This is a genomic window from Gilvimarinus japonicus (assembly GCF_042847215.1).
Taxonomy (GTDB): Bacteria; Pseudomonadota; Gammaproteobacteria; order Pseudomonadales; family Cellvibrionaceae; genus Gilvimarinus; species Gilvimarinus japonicus.
Genome location: NZ_AP031500.1, coordinates 3,594,947 through 3,620,857, shown reverse-complemented (window position 1 = coordinate 3,620,857; position 25,911 = coordinate 3,594,947). Strand labels below are relative to the sequence as shown.

General features: G+C 53.1%; 20 protein-coding genes. 12 read left to right on the top strand and 8 right to left on the bottom strand.

Going from position 1 to position 25,911, the window contains the following annotated elements:
* The first annotated feature begins 462 nt into the window (after nucleotides 1-462).
* Complete coding sequence (locus tag ACGHAD_RS15310) at nucleotides 463-1,869, top strand: MFS transporter (RefSeq protein ID WP_382414945.1); 1,407 nt, start codon at nucleotides 463-465, stop codon at nucleotides 1,867-1,869.
* Between the two features lie 54 nt (nucleotides 1,870-1,923).
* Here ACGHAD_RS15310 and ACGHAD_RS15305 read toward each other — a convergent pair whose 3' ends face one another.
* On the bottom strand, nucleotides 1,924-3,288 hold the full coding sequence (locus ACGHAD_RS15305) for an aspartate kinase (RefSeq protein WP_339617915.1): 1,365 nt from the start codon (nucleotides 3,286-3,288) through the stop codon (nucleotides 1,924-1,926).
* An 80-nt stretch (nucleotides 3,289-3,368) separates the two neighbouring features.
* Complete coding sequence (gene ectB / locus ACGHAD_RS15300; RefSeq protein ID WP_339617914.1) at nucleotides 3,369-4,637, bottom strand: diaminobutyrate--2-oxoglutarate transaminase; 1,269 nt, start codon at nucleotides 4,635-4,637, stop codon at nucleotides 3,369-3,371.
* 546 nt (nucleotides 4,638-5,183) lie between these two features.
* On the opposite strand from ectB, the gene ACGHAD_RS15295 reads away from it, so the two are divergent.
* The 3 genes from ACGHAD_RS15295 to ACGHAD_RS15285 all read left to right on the top strand — a co-directional run bounded on the left by ACGHAD_RS15295 (nucleotide 5,184) and on the right by ACGHAD_RS15285 (nucleotide 7,703).
* Entirely contained in the window at nucleotides 5,184-5,798 is a 615-nt protein-coding gene (locus ACGHAD_RS15295; protein ID WP_382414942.1) for an IMPACT family protein, read from the top strand.
* A gap of 318 nt (nucleotides 5,799-6,116) precedes the next feature.
* Nucleotides 6,117-6,677, top strand: coding sequence for an HNH endonuclease (locus ACGHAD_RS15290; protein ID WP_382414940.1), 561 nt, complete (start codon nucleotides 6,117-6,119; stop codon nucleotides 6,675-6,677).
* Nucleotides 6,678-6,758: 81 nt separating this feature from the next.
* Complete coding sequence (locus ACGHAD_RS15285; RefSeq protein WP_339617911.1) at nucleotides 6,759-7,703, top strand: sugar phosphate isomerase/epimerase family protein; 945 nt, start codon at nucleotides 6,759-6,761, stop codon at nucleotides 7,701-7,703.
* 32 nt (nucleotides 7,704-7,735) lie between these two features.
* Here ACGHAD_RS15285 and ACGHAD_RS15280 read toward each other — a convergent pair whose 3' ends face one another.
* Nucleotides 7,736-8,623, bottom strand: a complete 888-nt coding sequence (locus tag ACGHAD_RS15280) for a hypothetical protein (protein WP_382414938.1) — start codon at nucleotides 8,621-8,623, stop codon at nucleotides 7,736-7,738.
* Nucleotides 8,624-8,695: 72 nt separating this feature from the next.
* The gene (locus ACGHAD_RS15275; RefSeq protein ID WP_382414936.1) at nucleotides 8,696-9,055 is read right to left on the bottom strand and encodes a hypothetical protein; all 360 of its coding nucleotides are present in this window, start codon (nucleotides 9,053-9,055) and stop codon (nucleotides 8,696-8,698) included.
* 271 nt (nucleotides 9,056-9,326) lie between these two features.
* Between ACGHAD_RS15275 and ACGHAD_RS15270 the strand changes: the two genes are divergently transcribed.
* Entirely contained in the window at nucleotides 9,327-12,830 is a 3,504-nt protein-coding gene (locus tag ACGHAD_RS15270) for a HEAT repeat domain-containing protein (RefSeq protein WP_382414934.1), read from the top strand.
* Between the two features lie 98 nt (nucleotides 12,831-12,928).
* Here ACGHAD_RS15270 and ACGHAD_RS15265 read toward each other — a convergent pair whose 3' ends face one another.
* The 4 genes from ACGHAD_RS15265 to ACGHAD_RS15250 all read right to left on the bottom strand — a co-directional run bounded on the left by ACGHAD_RS15265 (nucleotide 12,929) and on the right by ACGHAD_RS15250 (nucleotide 16,718).
* The gene (locus ACGHAD_RS15265; RefSeq protein WP_382414932.1) at nucleotides 12,929-13,783 is read right to left on the bottom strand and encodes a DUF1080 domain-containing protein; all 855 of its coding nucleotides are present in this window, start codon (nucleotides 13,781-13,783) and stop codon (nucleotides 12,929-12,931) included.
* Between the two features lie 128 nt (nucleotides 13,784-13,911).
* Complete coding sequence (cysE, locus tag ACGHAD_RS15260) at nucleotides 13,912-14,712, bottom strand: serine O-acetyltransferase (RefSeq protein WP_339617906.1); 801 nt, start codon at nucleotides 14,710-14,712, stop codon at nucleotides 13,912-13,914.
* A 49-nt stretch (nucleotides 14,713-14,761) separates the two neighbouring features.
* Entirely contained in the window at nucleotides 14,762-15,760 is a 999-nt protein-coding gene (locus tag ACGHAD_RS15255) for a serine/threonine protein kinase (protein ID WP_382414930.1), read from the bottom strand.
* Nucleotides 15,761-16,022: 262 nt separating this feature from the next.
* On the bottom strand, nucleotides 16,023-16,718 hold the full coding sequence (locus tag ACGHAD_RS15250; protein WP_382414928.1) for a ComF family protein: 696 nt from the start codon (nucleotides 16,716-16,718) through the stop codon (nucleotides 16,023-16,025).
* Nucleotides 16,719-17,126: 408 nt separating this feature from the next.
* Between ACGHAD_RS15250 and ACGHAD_RS15245 the strand changes: the two genes are divergently transcribed.
* The 7 genes from ACGHAD_RS15245 (at nucleotide 17,127) to ACGHAD_RS15215 (ending at nucleotide 25,871) form a co-directional block, all read left to right on the top strand.
* A complete protein-coding gene (locus ACGHAD_RS15245) occupies nucleotides 17,127-20,249 on the top strand; it encodes an FG-GAP-like repeat-containing protein (protein ID WP_382414926.1) in 3,123 nt (1,040 codons plus the stop codon).
* 306 nt (nucleotides 20,250-20,555) lie between these two features.
* Nucleotides 20,556-21,233, top strand: coding sequence for an MnmC family methyltransferase (locus tag ACGHAD_RS15240; RefSeq protein WP_382414924.1), 678 nt, complete (start codon nucleotides 20,556-20,558; stop codon nucleotides 21,231-21,233).
* 118 nt (nucleotides 21,234-21,351) lie between these two features.
* The gene (gene ilvD / locus ACGHAD_RS15235) at nucleotides 21,352-23,025 is read left to right on the top strand and encodes a dihydroxy-acid dehydratase (protein ID WP_382414922.1); all 1,674 of its coding nucleotides are present in this window, start codon (nucleotides 21,352-21,354) and stop codon (nucleotides 23,023-23,025) included.
* Nucleotides 23,026-23,522: 497 nt separating this feature from the next.
* Nucleotides 23,523-23,771 (top strand): CopG family ribbon-helix-helix protein, encoded by a 249-nt coding sequence (locus tag ACGHAD_RS15230; protein ID WP_382414920.1) that lies wholly within the window; start codon nucleotides 23,523-23,525, stop codon nucleotides 23,769-23,771.
* Nucleotides 23,752-24,039, top strand: coding sequence for a type II toxin-antitoxin system RelE/ParE family toxin (locus tag ACGHAD_RS15225; RefSeq protein ID WP_382414918.1), 288 nt, complete (start codon nucleotides 23,752-23,754; stop codon nucleotides 24,037-24,039). Before ACGHAD_RS15230 ends, ACGHAD_RS15225 begins: the two co-directional genes overlap by 20 nt.
* A gap of 515 nt (nucleotides 24,040-24,554) precedes the next feature.
* Nucleotides 24,555-24,941: a hypothetical protein gene (locus ACGHAD_RS15220; RefSeq protein ID WP_390402901.1), complete on the top strand. Its 387-nt coding sequence runs from the start codon at nucleotides 24,555-24,557 to the stop codon at nucleotides 24,939-24,941.
* A 120-nt stretch (nucleotides 24,942-25,061) separates the two neighbouring features.
* Complete coding sequence (locus ACGHAD_RS15215; RefSeq protein WP_382417680.1) at nucleotides 25,062-25,871, top strand: hypothetical protein; 810 nt, start codon at nucleotides 25,062-25,064, stop codon at nucleotides 25,869-25,871.
* Nucleotides 25,872-25,911: the final 40 nt, after the last annotated feature.

The window sequence follows — 25,911 nt, the reverse complement described above, 5'->3', positions numbered from 1 at the left end:
CTAACTGGACAAGAGCATAAGGATTATGGCTGTTCAAAGGGAACAATACGGAATGTCGCACGGATTGTGACGTAACAGGGAATACCCACACAGGGATTGTGAGGCAAGGAATAGACGGATCTCGCCGACATTGAGCCCAAGGCTGGTCTCCATCCTGTAAAACCCGCAGCAGGCCCCCTTGTTGCGGGTTTTCTTCGTTTTGGCTTAGCCCTTATCAGCGCACACCTCGGGTCACTCTAGTGCGCCATCATTACCTGCGGCCTTTTGCTGCATGCCTCCCAATAGTGGGCGCTCTGGATTTTACTCACCCTGAACAACAATTTGGCTTGCCACATGTATGGCCGGGCGTACGAAAAGACGGGTAAAGCCGTGATGAATCGCCTGGGCGCTGTGTTTTAATGGTGCTTGTGAATTCCCCTTTGTTGCTTGGCCGCAAGTAACGCTCCGTGTATAGGCTGTTGTTTGAATACGAACTCTCCCACTCTGGATAAAATTGCCTCGCCTTGGTTGGTGCTGGTAACCGTTTGCCTGGGCGCTTTTGTGGCGCCTTTGGGTATGGCCTCGGTGAATGTGGCTATACCGGCATTGGCTGAAGATTTAGCCGCCAACGCCGTGTTGGTGAGTTGGATTCCCACTGTGGTGCTTATCAGCAATATTATGTTTATGTTGCCCGCCGGCAAGTGCGCCGACTTGTGGGGCCGCAAACGATTATTCTTTTTGGGTGTGTGCGTTAATGCCGGCACCAGTGCGGTGGCATTTTTTGCTCAGTCCATAGAGGTGGTATTGCTGTTGCGGTTTATTCAGGGCATCGGCTCGGCGATGATGTTTGCCACTAGCATGGCGTTGCTGATTTCGGTGTTTCCCGCCGATAAGCGCGGTCTGCCACTGGGGTTGAATGCCGCGTGTATTTACCTGGGCTTAACCTTGGCGCCCGCGCTTGGCGGCTGGGTGACCGAAGCACTGGGTTGGCGCTACGTATTTTTGCTGCCTTTGCCTATTGCGACGGTGGTACTGGGGATCTTGATGCGCGTGCCGGGAGAGTGGCACAGCCACACCAAAGATCGGTTTGATTGGCGCGGTGCGGTGTTGTTTGCCGCGGTGGCGGTGTGCTTGGCGGTGGGCTTGGCCGGGCTGCCGGACATTGAGAATGCGGCGCTGGTGGTGCTTGCGTTAGTGTTGCTTGCTGTATTTGTGCGCATGCAGGCGCGCGCCAAAGCGCCGCTAATTCGGGTGCAGATGTTTCGCGAGTCTAAGCTGTTTTCTATGTCTCTGGCGACTGCGTCGCTGATGTACGCCAGCAGTTATCCGCTGGGGTTTATGCTCAGCCTATATTTGCAGTATGTGCGCGGCTACAGCGCCGGCGATGCCGGACAGATTCTGTTGGTGCAAGCGCTCACCATGGCCTTTGTGGCACCCATCGCCGGGCGCTTGTCGGATTTTTTTCCGGCCCGTTGGTTGGCCAGCGCCGGTTGCGCGTGTACTTTGGCGGGCTTTGCGCTGCTGAGTACTTTAGACGGTACCACCGAGCGTTTGGATATTATGTTGGCGTTGCTGTTGGTTGGCTTTGGTTTTGGTTTTTTCTCCAGTCCCAATAACCATGTGGTCATGCACTCGGCGCAGGCCCACGAGGTGGGGGTGGCGGCCGCCACTTTGAATTTAGCGCGGGTGATGGGTAATTTGGTGGGAATGAGTTTGGTGAACTTGTTTGTGCATTGGCACTTAGGCGATAGCGCCATGAGCCGCGCGATTGCCGAGCCATTACTGCTGACGTTTCATCAAGCGATAAACCTTGCTATGGGCTTTTTGCTGCTGGCGACGGTGTTGTCACTGTTGCGGGGACGTGCTCATGCCGCCGCTACGTCGGTGTGAAAGCCGTTAAACGTAGCGACGGTGCGGCACAATAATGCGCAAAGCTTAAGCCGGTTAAGCGTTACCGATCAGCGTATCGTAAAGAATCCGCGTCGCCTGATCGGCCACCGTTTGTGATACCCCCACATGAAAGCAAATTTGCGACGGGCTTTGGTCGATCAGGTCGATTGGAATAAACGCCTCGCCCAGTGCGCTTAGCGCTTCAATAATAGGGTAAGAGTTGCGGTTAAGGCCCAAGCCGACCGGCGTAATAACCGACAAATTGTAGACCACGCGCATGTTGTCGGGTTTCAGGCGTTTTTCGATCACCCGGCGCAAATCGTTGATGCTGCCCAGTAAATCGTCTTTGCTGACCAACACCGCAATATCGTCTTTATCGGTGGGGTAGTGGTAGGTGTTGATGCCGAAGTCGTGAAAAATTTGCAGCAGCGATGCGGTAAAGCCCACCTCTTCGCCCAGCATATCTTTCTCGATATGAATGTACGACATGTTGTCGAGCCGGGCAATTCCCACCACGCCTTCTTCTGGTACGCGCTCGTTTAATATGAGCGTGCCCGGATCGTCTGGCGAGTTAGTATTGCGAATGTTAATCGGGATTTTACGGTCGCGACATTTGAGCATCGCATCGAGGTGAAAAACGTTAAAGCCTTTGCTGGACAGTAGGCGGATTTCTTTAAACGTTAGCCGTGGAATGGCGCGAGCCTCGGTGATAATGCGCGGGTCGGCCTCGTACACGCCGTTGACGTCAGTCCAGTTCTCGTAGGTGTCGGCATCTAAAGCGTAGGCAATTTCGCCGCCGGTTAAATCCGAACCGCCGCGCGAGAACACCGCAATGTTGCCGTCTTCGGTTACACCGTAAAACCCAGGTATCACTGAGATGCCGTCGTACTCGGTTAGCACTTGGACATTCTCGTAGGCTTGATCGAGCGTTTTCGCGGCAAGGTAGTTATCGCTTACCACAAAGCCGATATTCTCGGGCAGTTGCGCGCACGCTTTTAAACCACTTTTGTCAAAATAAGCGGCGATAATGCGGGCGTTGTAGTGCTCGCCACGAGAGGCGAGAAAAGCCACACGTTTGTCGCCGCCCAGGTCGGTGTCAAGGTCTTTACTGAGTGAGGCAAGAATCTCTTTGCTGTCGACTTTTAAGTCGCGCATGATGGCGGTAAATTTATCGATCACCGCTTGGCGGCTATCGTCGGCCGATATATCTTGGCGCTGGTTGTAAAAGTGAATACCTTTGGTGGCAATGTTGATCAAATGATCGGTCACTTTCTCTTCGTTTTTGTGGCTTCGTCCGGGGCCAGACACCACAATAACGCGCCGCTTTTTGTCGCTTTCAACAATGTTTTTGATCTTGGCTATTTGCTTGGCGTCGGCAACTGAACTGCCACCAAACTTGCTGATAATAATATCTGACATGGCATCCTTCTGTTTTTGGTGGGCGGCGCAAGTGCGCCGCTTTTGCAAAAAGATTGCTGCGGGACTAATGTCCCGCGCAATTACTGACCGGTCATCATTTTATTGCGGCGCTCCGATAAAACTTTGAGCGAGTCGCGAATAATACCGATACCTTCATGCAGTAAATTTTCATCAATCAGTAGCGATGGCAGGAACTTTAACACCTGATCGTCGGCGCCTGCGGTTTCGATGACTAGGCCGCGCTCAAACGCCTCGGCAGAGACTTCGTTAGCGACGCCACTGGGTAACTCCAGTGCGTAAATCATGCCTAGTCCGCGCACCTTAGGTTCAAACTCGGGGAAGTCAGCGGCGATTTTTTCTAGCTCAGTTTTGAGTATGTCGCTTTTGTACTCGACCGCATTGGCCAAGTCGTCGTTATCCCAAAAGCTTAGCGCCTCGGTTGCGGCCACAAACGCGAGGTTGTTGCCACGGAAGGTGCCGGTGTGTTCGCCCGGTTGCCACTGGTCCAGCTCAGGGCGCATTAGTAGCAGCGCCATAGGCAAACCGCCCCCGATGGATTTAGACAAAGTCACCATGTCGGGGTGAATGCCGGCGCGCTCAAAGCTAAAGAATGTGCCGGTGCGGCCATTGCCTACCTGAATGTCATCAATGATCAGCAAAATATCAAATTCGCGACACACATCTTGCAGCCCTTTGAGCCACTCAATGCTGGCGACATTTACCCCGCCTTCGCCCTGCACGGTTTCGACGATAATGGCGGCGGGCAAGTCGATGCCGCTGCTGCCGTCGGAGAGAAATTTACGCAAGTAATCGATGGTGTCTACATCTTGACCCAAAAAGCCATCGAACGGCATAAACGCGGTATTGGCGCGTGAGCCGTAAGATTCATCTTTATAAAAATAATTACCAGTGGCCGCGAGCGCCCCCATGGTAAGGCCGTGGTAGCCGTTGGTAAATGCAATGATATTAGAGCGCTGTTTTACCATGCGCGCTAATTTTAACGCGGTCTCTACAGCGTTGGTGCCGGTGGGGCCGGTAAATTGAACTTTGTACTGCAAGTTGCGCGGGGCCAAAATGGTGTCGCGAAACTTTTGCAAAAAAGCGCGCTTAGCGATGGTGGCTTTATCCAAACCGTGCACGATGCCGTTGTGCTTTAAGTACTCGATCAGCGCTTCGGTAATCATCGGGTGGTTGTGGCCGTAATTTAGAACCCCCGCGCCGGCAAAGAAATCGATGTAGCGGGTGCCGCTCTCGTCAAACAGCTCGGAGCCCTGTGCCACGTCAAATACGGTGGGAAACGAGCGTACATAACCGCGTACTTCAGATTCCATCTCTTCAAAAATTCTCATAGATTGCTCCTGGCGCTGTGGTCAATAAGGGTTGTCGTACTTGTCTGTTGCCAAATACAGGTTGCGTCTAACGAGTATCTGGTTGTCGCTGTAAAGCGCTTGTATAAAAACGCTGTGCCACGGTAAAAACTTATTCGTGGCAAAGCTGTTTTGATGGTTCACAGGCTAGTGCTTGTGACAGTGCTGAGTAATACGGATAACCAATGGGTATCAGATTACAGTAAGAATGGCAGCCGATAGTATGGGTGACAGCCTGCACCAGCGTGAACGTGATAATAATAGCGCATCTTTACGTTACTATTGGGGCTAACGCGCACATTTTAAGAGGCGCCGTTAGCCTTCACCACCCAATTAGACCCCGATGATAACAAGCGAGCCGCAGAAAAACTAATCGGCCCCCCATTGGCGTGTTGCCGATTGGGCGCGGATGAGCGGCTTTGCTCGTGTCGCGCTACCCTGAAAGACGGCGGTTCAAATCCGATGGGTGCCGTATAATATGGGTTTGAAATAGGCAAAAGAGAGCCGCTGGGTTCTATCTGGAGTGGCATGAGTCGACCGTATCAGGTGTTGGCAGCACCGTGTGAGTTTATGTTTGAAGAAAAGCGCAGCACCTTTACCGCGGTGTTAAGTCCGGCACAAGAGCGTGAAGTGGCTCTGGCGCAGCTAGAGACGCTGCGGCGCGAGCGACCGGGGGCCAGCCATTATTGCTGGGCGTATATTCTGGGCGCGGCGGCCCAGCCAGAAAGTATGGCCTTTAGTGATGATGGCGAGCCTGGCGGCACGGCGGGCAAGCCCATGCTGAACGTGCTGGAGCACCGCGAGGCCGGCAACTGTATGGCGGTGGTGGTGCGTACCTTTGGCGGCACCAAGTTGGGTGCCGGCGGCTTGGTTCGCGCCTATGGCGCGGCGGTCTCTGGTGCATTGGATGTTGCCCTCTGGAGTGTGGTGACGCCCTCTATCGGTATCTCTATCGCTGTGGGTTTTGCCCTGGAGGAGCGGGTGCGCCACTGTTTAGAGCAGCACCAGATGACTGTTGTTGCCGCCGATTACACCACCGAGGTGACGCTTACGGCGAACGTGCCAGAGTCGGCCGTAAGCGCGATAACCGAAGAGCTTAGAGAATTAACCTCTGGGGCGGCGCGAATTCGGCCCGCTGACTAGAATTCGGCCCGCTGACTAAATGTTAGGTAAATCGCGTAAAAAGCGGTACATTTGACATATTGTCGTCATATACACAAAGCACATTGTAAGAGGCGACTGCGGCGGAGATAGACGCCCTTAGTTGGTGGTTAAAAAGCTGATCCAAGGCTGTTAACCCGCGTTTTTCATCGCATGCCCGCCAAGGCGCGGCGATGAGCCGTACACTGACTGGGATGATTGGCGGCGCAGGTATTTGTGCTCGGAACTGCGAGCCGCTGAACACGCATTTTGAACACTCTGCTAGCCACAAGTGAGGGTTTTGCCTTACAGGAGGGATCGATGGACGCGCGGATTCTGAGGCTTAATATTGCCGGCCAGCCCATTGAGTGGCTGCACTGGCAGGATGCGGTTTGCTTATACGCCCGCGACTTAGTGGTCTGGAGTCTCGGAGGCTCGGTTCGCCGAGTGCTTGGTGGTTACGCTCGCGGTAGCGGGTTGCGCTCAGAGATACAGTTACCCGCTATTATTGCCTGTGGTGGCAGCCGAGTTGCACGCTACCGCCATACCCCTCCACTAACCAACCGGGCGCTGTTTGCCCGCGACGATTACCTCTGCCTTTACTGTGGTAAAGAGTTTCCCACCACTGCGCTATCGCGCGATCATATTCACCCGGTCAGTCGCGGTGGTCGCGATATTTGGAAAAACGTCGTCACGGCGTGTAAGCGTTGTAATCAGCGCAAAGGCAGCCATCTGTTGGCGGATACCGACATGGAATTACTCGCTCTACCTTTTTGCCCCAACAATGCCGAGTATCTTGCGCTTATCAACACCGATCGCATTCGCGGCGATCAAATGGAGTTTCTGCGCCCGCAGTTTTCTTCGCGCCGCAATTGGCACTGATGCGCGCACGCGCTAGAATCCCCTCTACGTATACATTTTTGCTGTGGCGCTCTATTACGCGACAGTCGCTGTGAGGTGGTTATGGCTCGTTTATCTCGTCGTCATTGTTTGCAATGGGCTGGTGCTTTGGCCGGCAGCTCTGCTTTGGGGGTGCGTGCCGATGAGTTAACGGCAGCGGCTCCTTATCATTTCGATATTTCCTTGGCGCAGTGGTCACTGAATAAAGCGTTGTTTGATAAATCCCTTAGTACTCTGGATTTTCCCGCTGTTGCCCGCACCAGCTTTGATATTGGGGCGGTGGAATACGTTAATCAGTTTTTTATGGATAAAGCCCGCGACGGGGCGTTTATCCGCGATTTAAAACAGCGGGCGGCCGACCACAACGTTAAAAGCTTATTGATAATGGTGGATGGCGAAGGCGATTTGTCCACCGTGGATGAAAAGCGCCGTAAACAATCGGTTAATAATCATCATAAGTGGGTCGAAATGGCGGCCGAGCTGGGCTGTCACAGTATTCGCGTTAATTTGCATGGCAGTGGCGGCGCCGAGGACTGGCACCGGGCGTCGGTGGCAAGCTTGACTGAGTTGGCGGCGTTTTCAGGGCCCATGGGGGTTAAAATATTAGTGGAGAATCACGGTGGCTACTCCTCTCACGGCGCTAAGCTGGCGGCTGTGTTAAAAGACGCCGATAGCCCTTTTTGCGGCTCTATGCCCGACTTTGGTAATTTTTGTTACCAGCGCGAGTCGGGCGACTTGTGGGATTCGCCCTGCATTAAGCAATACAACCTTTACCAAGGTGTTGCCGAGCTAATGCCCTACGCCGGAGCGGTCAGTGCAAAAACCTTTCGCTTTGATGACGAAGGTAACGAGCCAAATATTGATTATCTGCGTATTTTTGAGCTTATTAAGGCCGCCGGCTACACCGGCTATGTTGGCATTGAATATGAGGGCAATGAGTTGCCCGCGGCCGAAGGTATTCGCGCAACCAAAGCTTTGCTGGAGCGTGTGCGCGGGCAGCTGAGTTAAGCGGCGCCGTTAATTTTAGCGTCTGTACCAGGTTACTCTTGCGGCGGTTGTAATAGCGGCCAATCGGTCACCGCCGGATTAAAAAATCCGCACTCGCGGTAAGCGCGCCGAATAACGCCCCGTTGGCGCAATTGCGCCAATCCGCGCTCAAGCGCTTGGTAGTAGGTTTCTCCTAGCGGGTGCTGGCGACTCACAAGCCAATGGCGCGATCCTTTTAATGCCACCTTAATATTGGGGATTGGCAGCAGTGTGGCCTCTTCGTTGTAGAGCGCCATTCGCGCGCCGGTTTGAAACGGTGCCAGAGTGATATCCCCGCGTTGCGCGTGCAACATACGCACAATAGAAACCCAAGTGTTGGTTAAATAAATATTGCGAAACCCCAGCGCATCCAGAGTGATCTGATCGACCTTCCAATCGGGGCTAGTAACGGCGACAAGGCGTCTTAGTGTCTGCTGGCTGGCGTTAAGCGCTCTGTGATTTTGCTGTGAGGTGTAGAGCCCGACAATAAACTCACCATCTTCTATGGCGGCGGCGCTGATATACAGCTTGTTTTGTAAGTCTGCCGCGTCGGTTCTCCAGGCCAAAGCCCCTGTGCCGATAAGCTCGCCGTTGGCCACTTGGTGTAGGGTGCGGCGATAGGTTTGTTCACGCACTATGCTCAAGGGCGGGTTAAACCCTCCAAGCTTAAGAGCTTGCTGTAACAATACCAACTCAATCACGTCGCGGCGGGCACCCGGCCCACCGTAGTAATCGATGGCGCTAACCTCTCGGCCTGCGACAAAGCGCTGGTAATCGTCGATAACATCCTTGGTAACAGTCACCTTCACCGAGGTATCGACGGCCATCAAACGTGGTGCGGCGCCGCTCAGTAGCGCGAAAAAAACAACTAAGATAAAACGGCGCACGAATGTTTGAGGCACAGTTGTGACCTACAAAAGAGCTGTCAGAATCTTTTAAGCATAGCAGCTACTGCGGGGGTATTGGCGCGCTTATCAGCTATAAATCACCTGGCCACGATAAACCCGCACCGGCCGTTTGGTGTCCGGCTCGGGTGCTTTTGCCGCGTGTGGGGGTGTCTCTTCTAAGCTCACCTGACCGCGATATACCTTGGTTTGTACGTGGGGAGATGGCGTCGTATTCGGTTGCTCAAGCTGCGCCGGCCAGGGGCTGCCGGCAAGTTGCATCAGCTCTTTAATTAACGCGCGGGTAATCGTGTCACGGCAGTGAGGGTAGTGCTGCAAAAGCTCAGAGAGTAAATCGGGGTTTGCCAGCTTAACACTGGGTTTTAGGCTTGATGGCAGACGGCGGCGCACTTCCATGACAAGGTCAATCATAGGTTTACTGTACTGCATAGGTTTGAACCTTCAGGCCGGTGAGAGCAATCATTCGAGAGCTGGGCAAAGCTATTAAGCAAAATATTCGCCAACTGGTTAACAGCACTAAATTTGGGGCTATACTCGAGTTGTGTGCGTACTTTAAGCGCGCGCTGGCGTGCACCGTGTCTATTCTGGTGCAGGCTGGCGTTATCTGACGCAAACAATACTTAACTTGAATGCCGGTTTTGCTGGCTTATACTCCAAAATCCTTGTATTCCTCAAGACCATAATGATAACTGTGAGCCCTATGCCTAAAACTCAGAAAGTAACCCGTTACGCCACCCTGTTTCGTTTAACCGCGCTCGCCGCCGCTATTGCTTTGGCTGGCTGCTCCCAAGACGAGTCTGCCGTTGCGCCTGGCGCTGTGGATGTAGACCTGCCGGCAAAAGATACCTCAGTGCAAGAGCGTACTGGCCAGCCGGTTAAAGCCATTGCCATGACCGATGCCGAGATGGCCGCCCGGGCCAAGCGTATTAGCGCGCAGGTGAGCCTTGATTTAGCCGACGGCGTGGATATGCACTTGTGGGCGTCGGAAGACCTAATGGCCGACCCGGTTGCCTTGAGCATGGATAACAAAGGCCGGGCCTGGGTGGCCATTACTCGGCGCAGTAATAATTCTGAGTTTGATATTCGCCCTTACCCTCATTGGTTGACGGACTCCATCGCTATGGAGACCAATGAAGATCGCCGCGAGTTTTTGCACAAAACCTTTGCCGCCGATAAAAGACTGACCGAAAAAGACGTGCCCGACCGCAACGAAGACGGCGTTCACGATTGGCAGGACTTGGCGGTGGTTAAAGAGCAAGTGCTGCAGGTGAGCGACACCACCGGCGATGGCCGCGCCGATCGTGCGCAAACGTTTTTAGAAGATTTTAATTCCGAGATTACCGATGTGCTCGGTGGTATTTACTACGATAACCACACCGACGATTTATTTTTAGCGGTAGCACCTAATGCCTGGCGGGTAAAAGACACCGATAACGATGGCGTCGTCGATGAGAAGCTTGCCATCTCGGATGGTTTTGGCGTTCACGTCGGCTTTAGTGGGCACGGCATGTCCGGTATTACCAAGGGCCCCGATGGCCGCATTTATTACGGTATTGGCGATATTGGCTCACACATTACCGACGTCGATGGTAATGAGTACCCGTACCCCAACCAGGGGGTAGTGGTGCGCAGCGATCCGGATGGCAGCAACTTTGAGGTGTTTGCTCACGGGGTACGCAATACCCATGAATTTACCTTTGATAAGTACGGCAACCTGATTAGCGTTGATAACGACGGCGACCACCCCGGCGAGTCTGAGCGGGTGGTTTATCTGGTTGACGGCTCGGATTCTGGCTGGCGCATCAACTGGCAGTTTGGTAAATACACCGATCCGAAAAACAACACCTATAAAGTCTGGATGGACGAAGAGTTTTACAAGCCGCGCTTTGCGGGGCAAGCCGCTCACATATTGCCGCCTATTGCCGCTTACCACGCGGGCCCCACCGGCATGCTTTACAACCCCGGCACCGCGCTGAGCGAGCGTTGGGTCGATCACTTTTTTATTGTGCAATACACCGGCTCGGCGCCGCGCTCGGGTATTAACGCTTTTACCCTCGAGCCCGATGGCGCCGGTTTTGAGTTGGCGACTGACGAATCTGTGATGCGCGGCGTACAAAGCACTGGCCTGGATGTTGGCCCAGAGGGTGCGCTGTACACCAGTGACTGGATCGAAGGCTGGGGCCGCAACGGTAAGGGCCGGATTTGGAAACTGGATACACCTGAAACCAAGGGCTCTGAGGCTCGCACCGATACCGCTAAATGGCTTACTTCTGACTTTAGCCAGCTTGAGCTAGCAACCCTTACTAAGCTGCTGGGCCACGCCGATATGCGGGTGCGCTCTAATGCGCAATTTGAGCTGGTGGATCGCAACCAGCGGGCGACACTGACGGCCGCGCTCGACAGTGATGAGCAGCTTGCCCGCATTCATGCTATTTGGGGCTTGGGGCAGATCGCACGCGAGAGCGTTGATGCCGCCGAGCCGCTGCTTGCGTTGCTGGACGATGCCGACCCGGAAATTCGCGCGCAAGCGGCCAAAGTTATCGGCGATGCGGCTTATCAACCCGCCCTGCAGGCGTTGCTTGCCAATTTGCAGCACGACAATGCCCGCGTCCGCTTTTTTGCCGCGCAAGCGTTGGGGCGGCTAGGCAATAGTGATGCCACGGCGCCGATCGTCGCCATGCTTAAAGCAAACAATGATAAAGACGTGTATTTGCGCCAAGGCGGCGCTATTGCTTTGGCCCGCATTGGCGATGTCGAGGCATTGGCAGCCCTCGCGGATGACCCATCCGAGGCCGTGCGCGTTGCGACGGTAGTGGCATTGCGCCAACTTAAAAGCCCGGCGCTGGCCGACTTTTTAAATGATGACAGCCAATTTGTGGTGACCAACGCGGCGCGCGCCATTAACGATGATTTATTTGTCGACGACGCCTTGCCGGCATTGGCAAAACTTTTGGGCACGACTGAGTTTAGCAACGAGCCATTGCTGCGCCGGGTGATTAACGCCAACGCGTTTGTCGCCGATGCGCCAGCGGCTAAGCGCTTGGCCGATTACGCCGCCGATACCAAAGCGCCGGCGGCGATGCGGGCCGAAGCGGTTGCTGCACTGGCAAACTGGGCGGAACCATCGGTCTTTGACCGGGTAAGTGGTCGTTATCGTGGCGAGCGCACCGGCAATGGCGATGATGCCAAAGCGGCGCTCGCCGATGTTTACCCTAAGTTGCTCAAAGACGCCGACGCCAATGTGCGTGAAGCCAGCGTGAATGCGCTGGGCGCCTTGGTGTACGCCGATGCGGCGACCCGCTTAAACGACATTCTCAGCGACGATGATTCGGCAGATGTTCGCAATACCGCGCTTGTTAATTTGCAAAAGCTCGACTACGCCGATATACAAAAAGCTATTTACCAAGCGCTGGAAGACGATGCCGTAAAAGTGCGAATGACGGCTCTGGGTATGGTGCCCACACTGGACATTCCGGTGTCCACCCAAGTGGATATGCACACTATTTTGTTGGCGCAAGGCTCGGTGACGGAGCAGCAGGCCGCGCTAAAATCACTGGCGCAAATCAAAGCGCCCGAGGCTGAAACGGTGCTGGCGGATCAAATGCAAAAATTGATCGCCGGTGATATTGCGCCCGCCGTAAAATTAGAGCTAATCAATGCCGCCGAAAATTCGGGTAAAGATTCGCTGAAGCAATTAGTAAAAGAATATGAGGCCGGTAAAGATCGCGACGATCCGATGCAGGTTTACGCCGAGTCACTTGCCGGTGGTGATGCCGAAGAAGGGCGCAATATTTTTCGCTATAGCAGTACCGCCCAGTGTGTGCGCTGTCACGTGGTGGGTACGCGCGGTAATCGCGTGGGGCCAGAGCTAACGCACATCGGCCAGCAGTTAAGCGACGAGCAATTGTTGCAGGCAATGGTTGATCCGGGTGGCCGTATCGCCCCAGGGTTTGGCCGCATCAGTGTGACCTTAACCGACGGCACTAACGTTGAAGGTTTGTTTGCCGCTGAGTCGGACTCTGAGCTAACCATTGAAACCAACGATGGCAAGTCAGTGAAAGTTGCGCGCGCCGATATTGCCAAGCAAACCAATTCGCCCTCCGGTATGCCGCCTATGGGTTTACTGTTGGATAAAGCTCAGTTGCGGGATCTGGTGGCGTTTTTGAGTAACCTTGACGGTGCGGAGGCGCCAGAAGGGCATTAACGTTAGCGATTGTTGCACTAAAAAGCCGCCCTAGTGGGCGGCTTTTTAGTTTTTGTCGGGGCTATTTGTTGCGCCTAGATAGGCCGTTAGCGATGTGATTAGTTGGAGTATTCGCAGGCGTCGCTGTCATTTTTAATAAAGTACGAACGGTAATTGCTGGCTTTTTTATCCATGCAGCCTTCTAAGTTCAGCAGTCGCACACGCCGAAAATCGGCCGGATTCGACTCGGCTTGCAGGGCGATATAACCGCTGTCGCGAGCAGTGCCATCGTCTAGCTGTAAATCTGTGTACTGCATGACTTGTTCACCGTTTACGCTGTGAATCGCCAGCTCGCTGCCGTGAACTTCTAGTCGTACGGTAACCCACTGATCGCCGTGGTAGGTTTTACTGGATGAGTTGATGCAATGGTCTTTGCGCAACTCGCCGTCCATCACCACCTGTGTCGCCGGGGTACAAAGGTTGGCGGTCGAGCGCTCATCGGTGCCGTTACCGCCTAGCAGTTGGTACTCCACACTGAGCGGAAAATCCTGATCCAGCGCCATCGACTGCGGGCTTTGTGCGTGATACATCATGCCATTGTTGCTGTACGCCCAAGCGGGGCCATCGGTCACTTGCTCGCCCACAAAGCGGTACTCAACCTCTAAAATGTAATGCGAGAACTCGCGCTCAGCGTAAAAAATATGGCCAAAGCCCGCGTGCTCGGCAGGAAACGATTTATAGTTGTCGTAGCGTACTTTCAGTAAGCCGTCTTCTACCTGAAACGTATCTAAGGTGTTTTCGCCCAGCGGCGAGCCCTGAATTTTGATGGTCCAGCCATCGAGGTTTTTACCGTTAAATAAATCGATCCACTGTTCGCTATCGACGTTGGGATTAGCGTAAGCGGTGGCCCCCGTTAGTAGAGACGCAACTGCGAGCGCTAAGGGGAGTTTGCTGTGCTGTAAAAGACTAGGCATATGTGGCATTCCTTATTGTTAGTGGTGGTGTTCACCGGTGTCGCCTTGTTTATAGGTGAAAGTAATGCCAAATATACATCAGATTGTCGGGTCAAAGGGTGAACAATTGCAAAGCCTCGCCGGATGGTTTACCCGTCCAGCGAGTGGTTCATGGCACGCGAGGGGTGGTCGCAATCGGCGCTGCCGACGACTTTGGCGGGCACGCCGGCAACGGTAGTGCGCGGTGGTACGGGCTTTAATACCACACTGCCGGCGCCGACTTTGGCGCAGCGGCCAATCTCAATATTACCCAAAATCTTCGCGCCGGCGCTAATCAATACACCGCTGCGCACTTTGGGGTGCCGGTCGCCGGACTCTTTGCCGGTGCCGCCCAGGGTGACCGATTGCATAATCGATACGTCATCTTCCACCACGGCGGTTTCGCCAATCACAATCCCCGTGCCGTGATCGAGCATAATACCGCGGCCGATAACGGCAGCGGGGTGAATATCCACCGCAAACACCACCGAGATGCGATTTTGTAAAAACAGTGCCATGGCGTAGCGCTCGCGTTGCCACAACCAGTGGGCCACCCGGTATGCTTGCAGTGCATGAAAACCTTTAAAAAATAAAAACGGCGTGGTGAGCGAGCAGCAGGCCGAGTCGCGCTCGTTAATGGCCTGAATATCGGCGCGTACCGCAGCACCGATGCTTGAGTCGTCCGCCAGTGCCTGATCAATCACCTCGCGCACCGAGATGGCCGGCAGGGCCGGGCTGTCGAGTTTATTGGCCAGATGAAAGCTCAGCGCATCTTCGAGTGAGTCGTGATTTAAAATAGTGGCGTACAAAAAGCTGGCGAGCATCGGCTCGCGGCTCGCTTGCTCAAAGGCGCGTTGGCGAATTTCGTCCCATACAGGGTCGGCGCTTGAGGTGGCCGTATCGATTGACATGGTAGCTCCTGGGTGACGCGGTCAATATGCCTATTATGGCGATATTAACCTAATAAATCTCTAGTGCCGGCTCGTTGATGGCGGCCAGCTGTTCACGCAGCTCTAAAATATGCTCGGCCCAATAGCGCTCGGTGTTAAACCACGGAAAGCTGTGCGGAAAGGCCGGGTCCTGCCAGCGCTTAGCCAGCCAGCCGCTGTAATGCATAATGCGCAGGGTACGCAGCGCCTCAATCAGCAGGAGCTCGGCGCTGTTAAAGTCGCAAAACTCGCGGTAGCCCTCCAGCACTTCGGATATCTGCGCCGTCTGCTGGGCGCGATCGCCCGATAGCAACATCCACAAATCCTGTACCGCCGGGCCGTTGCGGGCATCGTCAAAATCCACAAAATGAGGTACATCGTCGCGCCACAAAATATTGCCTGGGTGGCAATCGCCGTGCAGGCGAATACTCGTGTACTCCACTTGGGCAAAAATCTCGTGGCAGCGGGCAATTAAATCTCGCCCCAGGGTGGTGTACGCCTCCAGTAAAGAGCGTGGGATAAACTCGTTATCCAGCAAAAAGTTAAAGCTCGCCTCGGCAAAGGTTGCGGTGTTGAGTGTGGGGCGGTGCTCAAACGGTGTCACCTGGCCCAACGCGTGAATCCGCCCCAGCGCGCGGCCCAAACTTAGCAGATGATCAAAGTTATCCAGTGTAGGCGCGTGGCCGCCTTGGCGCTTATACAGCGAGAACCGAAACCCCTGAAACTCAAATAAACTCTCGCCATTATCGTCCACAATCGGCGGCACCACCGACACGCCCAAATCGTGCAAATTGGCCGAGAAGCTGTGTTCTTCAAGAATCTGTGCATCCGTCCAGCGCGCCGGCCGATAAAACTTGGCAATAATGGGTGAGCTATCCTCAATGCCCACCTGGTACACGCGGTTCTCGTAGCTGTTTAAGGCAAACACGCGGGCATCGCAGGTGTAATCTAAGCTCTCTACCGCGTCCATAACCAAGTCGGGGGTTAAGGCTTCGTACGGGTGTGAGGTGTGCTCGGCTGATTCGCTCATACGGGCCCCCTAGGGTAGTGGGTGGTTGTGGCGGGGTATTGTACGGGGTTTGCTGGGGGTTCACACGTTTTGTGGTTGGTGGGGGTTGGCTTTCGGGTACGCGCAGTTTCCGTTAATTGCCGCACTGGCGCTAAGTAAGCGCTTCCTTGGTGTTTGTTAGTTATCCGACTTACCTTGGTTAAATCTTCAATTTGTTTGCCCTCGGTCGCCGGGCGTGGCGATACGGGCATATAAACCCAGCCCGCCTCTGCGGCGCCTAACATCAACCATTCGCTGGCGTTCTTGCCAACGCCCAAATATGCACTTCGGCGGCGCCGGCGCGGCGCAGTACTTTGCTGATCTCGCGGGCGGTTGTGGTGGTCGTGACAACGTCATCGACCAAGGCAACGCGTTGGCCTTTTAAGTCGCGGGCGACAAATGCTCCGTGTAAGTTTTGTAACCGTTGGCGGCGGGTTAAGCCTTGTTGCGGTTCGGTGGCGCGGGTGCGTTTCAGTAGTTTTCGGCTTAGAGGTAAGCCAATGGCGCGAGCGCCGGCGCGGGCGAGTGGATGGGTTTGGTTAAAGCCGCGGCTAATATGCCGCCGCCAGTGCAGCGGCACCGCGACAACTTTAGTGGGCCATTCTCGCTGTGGTAGTACGCGATAGTACTGCTGAACATAGCCTGCCATTAACGCGCTCAGTACTCGTGCGCTGCCTAAACAGTGGTGGTGTTTGGCGCGGCCAATTAAATAATCCAGCGGGTGCCCGTAACGGCAGGGCGCAACAATACGATCAAACGCCGGGGGCGTTGCCAGGCACTCGCCGCAGTATTCAATATCGGTATCCAGCGGTAACGCGCATTGGCGGCATTGGTGCTCGCCAATGATTAGTGTCTTTAAATGCGCCGCGCATCCGGCGCAGAGAATCTGGTCGGCGCTTTGGCGGCATAAAAGGCATAGGCTGTAGCTAAGTAATGACAAAGCGAGTGCTGCCTGGTTAAGCGTTAGTGGGATAAAAATGACTCGCCATGGTAGCGGCTTGACTTGAGTCTGGCGTGTTTCGAGCTTAGTTGTACCGCAGGGTGTCGCGCTAAGCTCTTTTATTAGTTGTAGTAAACGCTGACCCAAAAGTCTAGCAAGGGGCCGAGCTTTGCGGCATTGCAATATCCGCGCTGTTTAAGGGCCACGGCAAGGTTAAGAGGCCATAAGGTGACTCGCAGCGGCTGTAACGTAAGGCCTGTAGCGACATTCTGTTCGACTTTGAGGGGCGTGCCTGAGTAAACCGAGGTTAAAACCCTTGCATTATGTGGTGAACCTTGATTAAGGTTGTATACAATAGACAATAATGAATGCTTGTCTGACCTTTACAATCACAATAGCGATAATTCTATGATTCAGGTTCATTTTGCTGCCATGCCTTGGCAAAAGGCGCATGCCCTTGCTCTTTCCGTCTGCTTATTGAGTGGCTGTAGCGATTTGGCGGCACCGCCCCAGTCTTTTGAGTTAGCCCCCTTAACGCCACATCGACTTGAGCGCGACATCAGCGCTAGCGTTACCCAACGTTTAACCTTACAGGTAGATAACCCTGCAAATTACGCCAGTGTCAGCGTTTACGCCAACGACAAACTGCTGGTGGAGAGCTTGGATATCCCCACCAGCGGCGAGCAAACTTTAAGTGCACTGGTGCAGTTTGATGCCTTGGGGCCGGTGGAGATAACCCTGTCGGCCAATAACGCTCAACTAACCGTTAACAGCCTTGCTTTTGAGCCGGTTGCGGATTTAGCGCTGCCGCGTTTTAACGATATTACCGCACAAGCGGGTATGGACCAGGTGAGCTCACTAAAATATGGCGGCCCGACCATCGCCGATATAGACAGCGACGGCGATTATGATTTTATTGTGAATAATCACAATGATGCCAGCAGCAAACTTTACTGGAACAACGGCGACGGCACCGTAACCAAGCACGATGCCAATTTGGCGCGTTGGTTTATGCATGACTTACACGGCACCTCCCCGGGCGATTACGACAACGACGGCGATTTAGATTTAGTGGTTACCCAAGGTGGCGGTAATGGTACCGACCCGTCGAAGGCTAACTTTTATCGCAATAATAACGGTACTCTGGTGCTTTACACGGGCGATGTAGGAATCAACAAAGGCGGCCGCGGTCGCGGTGCCCGCTGGTCAGATATGGACTTAGACGGCGACCTGGATTTACTGCTGTTTAACGAAACCAGCTTGCACGGCGATAAACCCCAACACTTTTTTTACGAGAACCTAGGTGACGGTGGTTTTGCACGAAAATCGGTTCCCGGTATTCAGTCGGTGCATCAGTCGCGAGTATTGTTAACCGACTTTAACGGCGATGGTATAGACGATTTTGTAATGTACGGGCCTTTGAGCTTATGGCAAGGCAATGGCGATTTCACCTTTACCGACGTTACCGCTAAAGTCCCAGCGGCGGTAGCGACATTGACTAACGTTATGGCGGTAGTTGACGTCGACATCGATAACGATGGCGACTTGGATTTATACCTGGCGCGCGGCAAAGTGTTTGAGGGTGGTGAGGGAGAAACACCATCGGTTGACTTCGATCCGCTGGAGCAAGTGTTTGCCATCAAGCCGCGCGGGTTTAAAGGCGTAGACACTTTCTCTTTTAGCGCGGATGGCGCGGTGGCATTTTCGGATTATTATTTTTTGGCGCAGGGTCAGCAACGGGGTAAAGATTACCCAATATTCTTAGGGCGTGATAAACAATCGACGGTGCTGCAAAAAGGCCAAGATTGGACCTTGGAGCCAAATCAAGCCGAGGGCTGGCCCGATGATATTTCAAAAAACGGTATGTACTTTGGGTACCTAGGCAACGGCCAGTGGAAAGCCGCGCTGGTGCGCAACGGCGATGATTTTTGGGGCTTTAAATTCACCTTAACGGGTGTGACAGGCGTGACCACCGATTTTGTAGCGCAAAACCGTAACGAGGCGGATATTTTGCTGCGCAACGATGGCAAGCGTTTTGTCGATGTGTCATCGCAGTGGCAAATACCGCCGGGCAGTAACTCGTTGGGGGTAACGCGGGGTGATTTTAATAACGACAGCTATCAAGATATTTTTGTTAATCGCTGGGGCAAAGTGTCTGGAAAAACCTCAGATTATTTACTGTTAAACACAGGTAACGGAAGCTTTGATACTGTCACTATGCACGGCGCAAATGATGTTGGCGGGCCGGGCAATGGCGACATGGGGCAGGCATTTGATTTTAACCTAGACGGCAGCCTTGATCTTTTACTCGGCAGTGAGGGCGGCCAGTGGTATTTGTATGAAAACAGCCGCGCTAAGCAAGGCAACTATAGCTTGGTTACGGTGGGTTACTCGCCTAAACATCACGTCGACCCTATGGGCGCTTATGTAACGCTGCACACTAAAGATCACAGCTATCGCCAACGGGTTGGCTCGGCGGGGGAGGTTTTTTCGCAAAGCCTACTCAATATTGTTCATTTTGGCTTGGGCCCTCAGCGCACCATAGAGCGCGTTAGTATTGCCTGGCGCAATGGCGAAACCGCCGAGTTTACAGCCCCCGGTGTTAATACGCTTATCTCAACCGATCAGCTGCCGCCAAAAAGCTTTGACGTGGGGCCCAAATCGCTCCAGGTGCGGACACAAACCGCTTATCCATTGCAGCCGGCTTTTACACCCGAACATGCGGATACCCGTTTGAAATGGATGTCGGATAACCCCGATCAAGTTAGCGTCAGTCAGCACGGTGTTATAACGGCTGTGGGCAAACCTGGCGCGCGGGCAACGATCACCGCGACGAGCGTTGCTAACAGCGTGAGCGATTCAATGGCTGTCGCCGTTGTCGATTGGCAGCCTGTGGCCGTTAAGGCGGTAACGATTGCCGACCAACCAGCGCAAATGTACACCGGGCAAGAGCGTCGCTTGAGCGCCGAAGCTACCCCGCTATATGCCGACGACCGGAGCGTGCAGTGGTCAAGCAGTAACACGCAGGTGGCGAGCATTAACCCAAACGGTGTATTGCATGCTTACAAACCGGGCCGCACGGAAATCACCGCCAAGTCTGTGCAGGCTCCGGATACCAGCGACAGTTTTACGCTGCAAGTAGATGCCTACAGCGAAGGGCACATAACCATTAATAACCGTGAGCGTTGGACTAGCCAGGCCATTGTGATTGGTCAGCCGATCGAGCTACAAGTGAGCTACGATGCCGGCTCGGGTAACCAAGTGATTGACTCCGATGAAGGTGGCCTGCGTTTTTGGTTGCGGCACTTTAAGTCGCGCTGGATTCCGGTAAAAGATGTGATTAAGGTGGACGCTAGTGCGTTGCGCGTTCAGTCGGGCGAGTCGGCAGAGAGCTTCAGCACGGCAGAACTAATACCGACCGCCGAACTACCCGAAGGTCATTTTTATCAACTGCGTGTTTCCTTTACCGCCAGCGATGGCCAAAACTACAACGCAACCATTGATGGTATTAACCTAGTGGCGCCACAATAAAGTGATGTGCGGGTGACGACCATCCGTGCCAGTAGCGGTGGATGGCCACCTAAAAAGTGTGAGCTAAATTCCAACGTTGGCGATTTAGCTTTTACTAAAGGCCTTACGTGGTACGCAAGGTATCTGAAGTTTGCACGCCTTAATAAAGCGCACGACCAGTAAGCTGAGAGTTTCTTTGCCGAACGTGCTACAACACTTTCGGCCCGATTTTTTCGCGACGTCCAACTTCAGGCAATTTATTTTCCTGATGGCGACACACTGAATCTGCTACAGTGCCTGCTTCATTCCTCGCTAATACGTATTGATATGATCCCTTGGCAATTACTCGGCACGGCCGTTATCCCAAACAACGGCGGTGAGCTGCGCCTGATGCAGCGCGATAAAGAATTTTCTATTTCGCTTAAAGGTGTGCGCGGCGAGTTGATGAACAGCCGGGTGCACAGCTCGGAGCTGGCGTTAGCCGATTTAGGCTGCGCGCACATTGCGGGCGTAAAAAGCGCCGCCGTGTTGGTGGGCGGTATGGGCATGGGTTTTACCTTAGCCGCTGCACTCAAAGCGACCACCGAGTCCACCAAGGTTACCGTGGCCGAGTTGGTGCCGGAGGTTGTTGAGTGGAACAAAGGCCCGCTCGGCGAGTGCGCGGGTTACCCGCTTAATAACCCAAGGGCGCTTGTGCACTTGGGCGATGTGGCGGAATTATTTAAAGCGCAAAAGCCCACTTTTAACGCGATACTGTTGGATGTGGATAACGGCCCCGAAGGGTTTACTCACGCCGATAACACCAGCTTGTACTCGATGGAAAGTTTGCAGGCCATTCGCAGTACGTTGCACAAAGGCGGTGTGCTGGCCGTGTGGTCGGCGTGGCACGATCCGGCGTTTACCACACAGCTCAAAAAAGCCAGGTTTACCGTGGAGGTAAAAACGGTGCGCGCACACAAGGGCAAGGGGAGTAAGCACACGATTTATCTGGGCGTGAAAGGGTAAATCTGGTTTTGTCGGCAACGCCGGATTTGATTTCAGGCCTGTATCTCGGATGCTTATGCCTTGTAAGCTATGCTACATAAACCAACCGACGCACGCTTGCAAACGATAGGGGCACCCCATGACCGATAAACGCAAACATTCGTCCAAAGTAGTCGACGGTATAGAGAAAGCACCCGCCCGCGCCATGTTGCGCGCCGTGGGCTTTAACGATGATGACTTTAAAAAACCGCAGGTCGGCATCGCCTCTACCTGGAGCATGGTCACGCCCTGCAATATGCACATTGATAAACTGGCCGATGAAGCCTGTGCCGGCGCCGACCAGGCGGGCGGCAAGGGCGTGGTGTTTAACACCATTACCATATCGGACGGCATATCCAACGGCACCGAGGGCATGAAGTACTCGCTGGTCTCCCGCGAGGTAATCGCCGACTCTATTGAAACGGTCGCCGGCTGCGAGGGCTTTGACGGGCTGGTGGCCATTGGCGGCTGCGACAAAAATATGCCCGGCTGCATGATCGGCCTGGCGCGACTGAACCGCCCCTCGGTGTTTGTGTATGGCGGCACCATTAAACCCGGCGCTAACCATACCGATATTGTCTCGGTGTTTGAGGCTGTGGGGCAACACGCCCGGGGCGATCTATCCACCATTGCCGTTAAACAGATCGAAGAAACCGCCATACCCGGCCCCGGCTCCTGTGGCGGTATGTATACTGCCAACACCATGGCCTCGGCCATTGAGGCATTGGGCATGAGCCTGCCGGACAGCTCGGCGCAAGAGGCGGTGTCATCCTCCAAAGCCGAAGACTGCCGCCGCGCAGGCGCCGCTGTACTCGAGCTGCTGGAGCAGGACATTAAACCCACCGACATCATGACCCACAAGGCGTTTGAAAACGCTATTACCGTCACCATTGCCCTCGGCGGCTCGACCAATGCCGTGCTGCACTTGCTGGCTATGGCCCACGCTGTTGATGTGCCACTGACGCTGGATGATTTTATGCGCATCGGCAAAAAAGTCCCCGTACTGGCCGATCTGCGCCCCAGCGGGCAGTACATGATGTCCGAGCTGATCGCCGTAGGCGGCATTCAACCGCTGATGAAAATGCTGCTGGATAAAAACCTGCTGCACGGTGACTGCCTGACTGTGACCGGCAAAACCCTGACCGAGAACCTAACCGATGTTAAGCCCTACCCGGCCGAGCAGGACATTATTCACGACTTTGATAACGCCATTAAAGCCACCAGCCACCTGGTTATCCTTAAGGGCAACCTAGCACCCGAGGGCGCGGTGGCCAAAATTACCGGTAAAGAGGGGCTGGTGTTTACCGGCAAAGCACGGGTGTTCCACTCTGAAGAAGAAGCACTAGAGGCCATACTGGGGGGCACTGTGGTTAAAGGCGATGTGATCGTCATTCGCTACGAAGGCCCGCGCGGCGGCCCCGGCATGCGCGAAATGCTCAGCCCCACCTCGGCAGTCATGGGCAAAGGCTTGGGTAACGATGTTGCGCTTATCACCGATGGCCGCTTCTCGGGCGGCAGCCACGGTTTTGTAGTGGGCCATATAACGCCCGAGGCTATGGACGGTGGGCCCATTGCCATTATCGAAAACGGCGATGAGATTACCATCGATGCCGAAAACGCCCAGATTAGTATTAATATTCCTGACGCGGAAATTCGGAAGCGCCTGGAAAATTGGCAACGCCCTGCGCCGCGTTATACCCGCGGGGTGTTGGCTAAGTTTGCTAAGACGGTGTCGTCGGCTTCGGAGGGGGCGGTGACGGATAAAGGGTTGTGATGGGCGCTCGCCCGGCTGCAGGGGAGCCAAAAGCGGCGCTTCGTAGTTGGTTGAGTCACCGCGATATCACATTCATTGGTCTACGTCGTCATACCGGCCTTGAGCCGGTATCTAGTGGCCTTTTGGCTACGGAGTGTTTTGGGTTGAATTGGTTGGTTACCGCCCCGCTGGCCGAGGAGCTCCGAAAAACAGTTTGAAGGCTGCACCGAAGTGACAGGTTTGGTTTGTCCGTAAGGCCCGGTAATAAAGGCTAGGGTTCCGCGGTTTACGTAGTTAGTTTTCGTCGCTTACTTTGCTAAAGCCATTCAAATAAACATTAATGAGTGAGTCATTGGGCCGTTAGTGGGGTTTGGTGTGAACTGCCGGACCTAGGCCCGGCGATGGCTTTAGGGGAGCACAGTTAGTCGCGCTCGCTCTGTGCTGCTCCGGTTCAAATAATGTACAACCTAAGGTTGGCCAGATATACTAAGAATCTTTGAGAACCTCGGAGAACCGTTATGCCTCTTAAAGCCACATCAGTAAGGCTGGATGACGAAACCCTGGCTCGAATCGGGCAAATGGCCGAAGCCATGGACAGGCCTCGCGCCTGGTTAATGGCCGAGGCCATTAAACAATATGTCTCGCGGGAAGAGTGGTTTATCCGCGAGGTAGAGCAAGGCCTAGCCGCTGCTGACGATAACCGCGTCATCAATCACGCCGACTTAAAAGCGCGGTGGGAGGCCAAGCGTGCAGCTCAAATGGACTGACCTCGCCGCGCAAGATTTGGAAAAAATAGAAAGCTATATCGCGCAAGAAAGCAGCCCTACCATAGCGATAGATGTTGTATTGTCGATTATTAACACCGCAGAGCTGATCTTACCCCGCCACCCACGAGCAGGCCGCCAAGGCCGTGTTAAAAACACGCGTGAACTCGTCATCGATGGTTTGCCCTTTGTACTCGTATATCGAGAAGCGGCTAACCGTGTCGACGTGCTTAGAGCTTTGCATAGCTCGCAGCAGTGGCCAACGGCATAGCCAATTCCCGGTTGCCAACACCACCGAACCGTGGCACGATTTACCTCATAGCGCGTAAGGCCTATGAGGTAAATTGAGCTTGCCAGAGGGCAGGCCGCCATAACCTTAGGTTTAGCCAGTCAGGAAGGTGAGATAATAAAGGGCAAAGCCCCGGGTGTAGCGCAGTAAGTCTTTTCTCTCCTTTCAGCTTTTTAAATCACTCGCGAGAAATTTAATGTAGAGCGGGATGGTTTATGCATTTTTATTGTGTGAAATTTAAGACCTGTAGTCTGTGTTGTTCCACATGCATTTCTATAGTCTTCTGAAATCTTTGGGGTTTTTGTTGCGTTTCGGGTGCATAAAAGACCTTGCCGGGTCTCGTTAAACACAACGGCTTCTTTTTAACAGTTGTAGATTGTGCGAGCGTGGCTATAAGCAATTGATTTTTATATGGTTTTGCAAAAAAGTAAACGATAAAGAGGCGTGATTTCGTGCTGTTTAAACGAAATTCCGCCTAATATACTGTTATAAGTATTATGGATAGAGACAAAATAGCCGAAAACTTCATTTCTGCGATAAAGCGAGAGTTTCCTGACGTTGGAAAACGAATAGATGAACAAATGAAAGCTTTAGAATTAGATCCTGAAGATAAAATGTATACCCAGATGTTTGAATGTTTTTCACAAGCAACAACTGATTCAATAAAGGAAAAAGATTCAGAAACTGCTTTGAATCATTTGAATTACATGTCAAATAAGCTAAAACACGCTTCAGGCGTAGAAAGGGAATACATAGATGTCTACTATACCGAATCACTAATGTGGGATATCAAGGATAAGAAGTTAAAAGCTTGGGGCTGGAAGCTATTTCCAGAAAATATTAAACAGCTCTATGAAAACATGTGGGGCAAACAAAACTTATAACAAATCGTTCCAGCAGACACGCAATTCCATCGGCCTTTTGTGGCGCCGCTTCACTATGCCACAAAATACCGCTTCCATTGCGGGCTGCTGAACTCAGCGTTATACGTTTAGGGAGATTTGGTGAACGGAATCTGTGCATTGTGTAAAAAATCGGCAAAGCTTAAAGATAGTCACTTTATGCCTAAAGCTGTTTACCGCGCAGTTAGTAAGGGCTTTCCTGAGCATGGTCAAGACGTTGTTTTAATTACTGGTTCTGATAAATCAGCAGCTTATACAGACAAACAAGTAAAAAAACATTTACTTTGTGAAGGCTGTGAATTGAAATTCAGCAAAAATGGGGAAGATAAAGTAATCCCTCTTATGGCTCGCCCTAATGGCTTTAAGCTAGCTACAAAAATAAAGAAATTTAAAGAGCTGGCTCATGTAAAAGGTGAAACATGGTATTTCCCGCCAAATGACGAAACTGCTCTAGATTTTATGTACTTTGCTATTAGTATTGCTTGGAGGTTATCCGCGACAGATTGGAGCACTTTCGGCCTTCCTGAAACAAAGAACTCAATTCGTGAAGAGAGTATGGTTGCCTTTTCAGATTTTCTACTAGGAAATACTGAACTTCCTGAAAATACTTATCTAGCTGTATATGTTGATAATCAAATAGTAGATGTACCGTTAATGGGCTTTCCGACAGTTAAAAACCACGATGGTTACCAACACATCGCGTTCAACATTCCTGGTATTAAACTAAGCCTAATAGCTGGTAGTAATCCTGGAGCAGGAATTCGAGAAACTTTTTCTATTAATGCAAATAACGTTTACTTTATTAGTCGTAGTTTAAAGACCCACCCAGATTACCATTTCATGGTTAACTTTCTAAAAAATGAATTAGTTGAAAAGGGGCGGTTAAAGAATGAACGTCGAAAAAAAGTATAACAAGCGCATCTTGTCGGATTGGGGTAGTGTTCAGAATTCC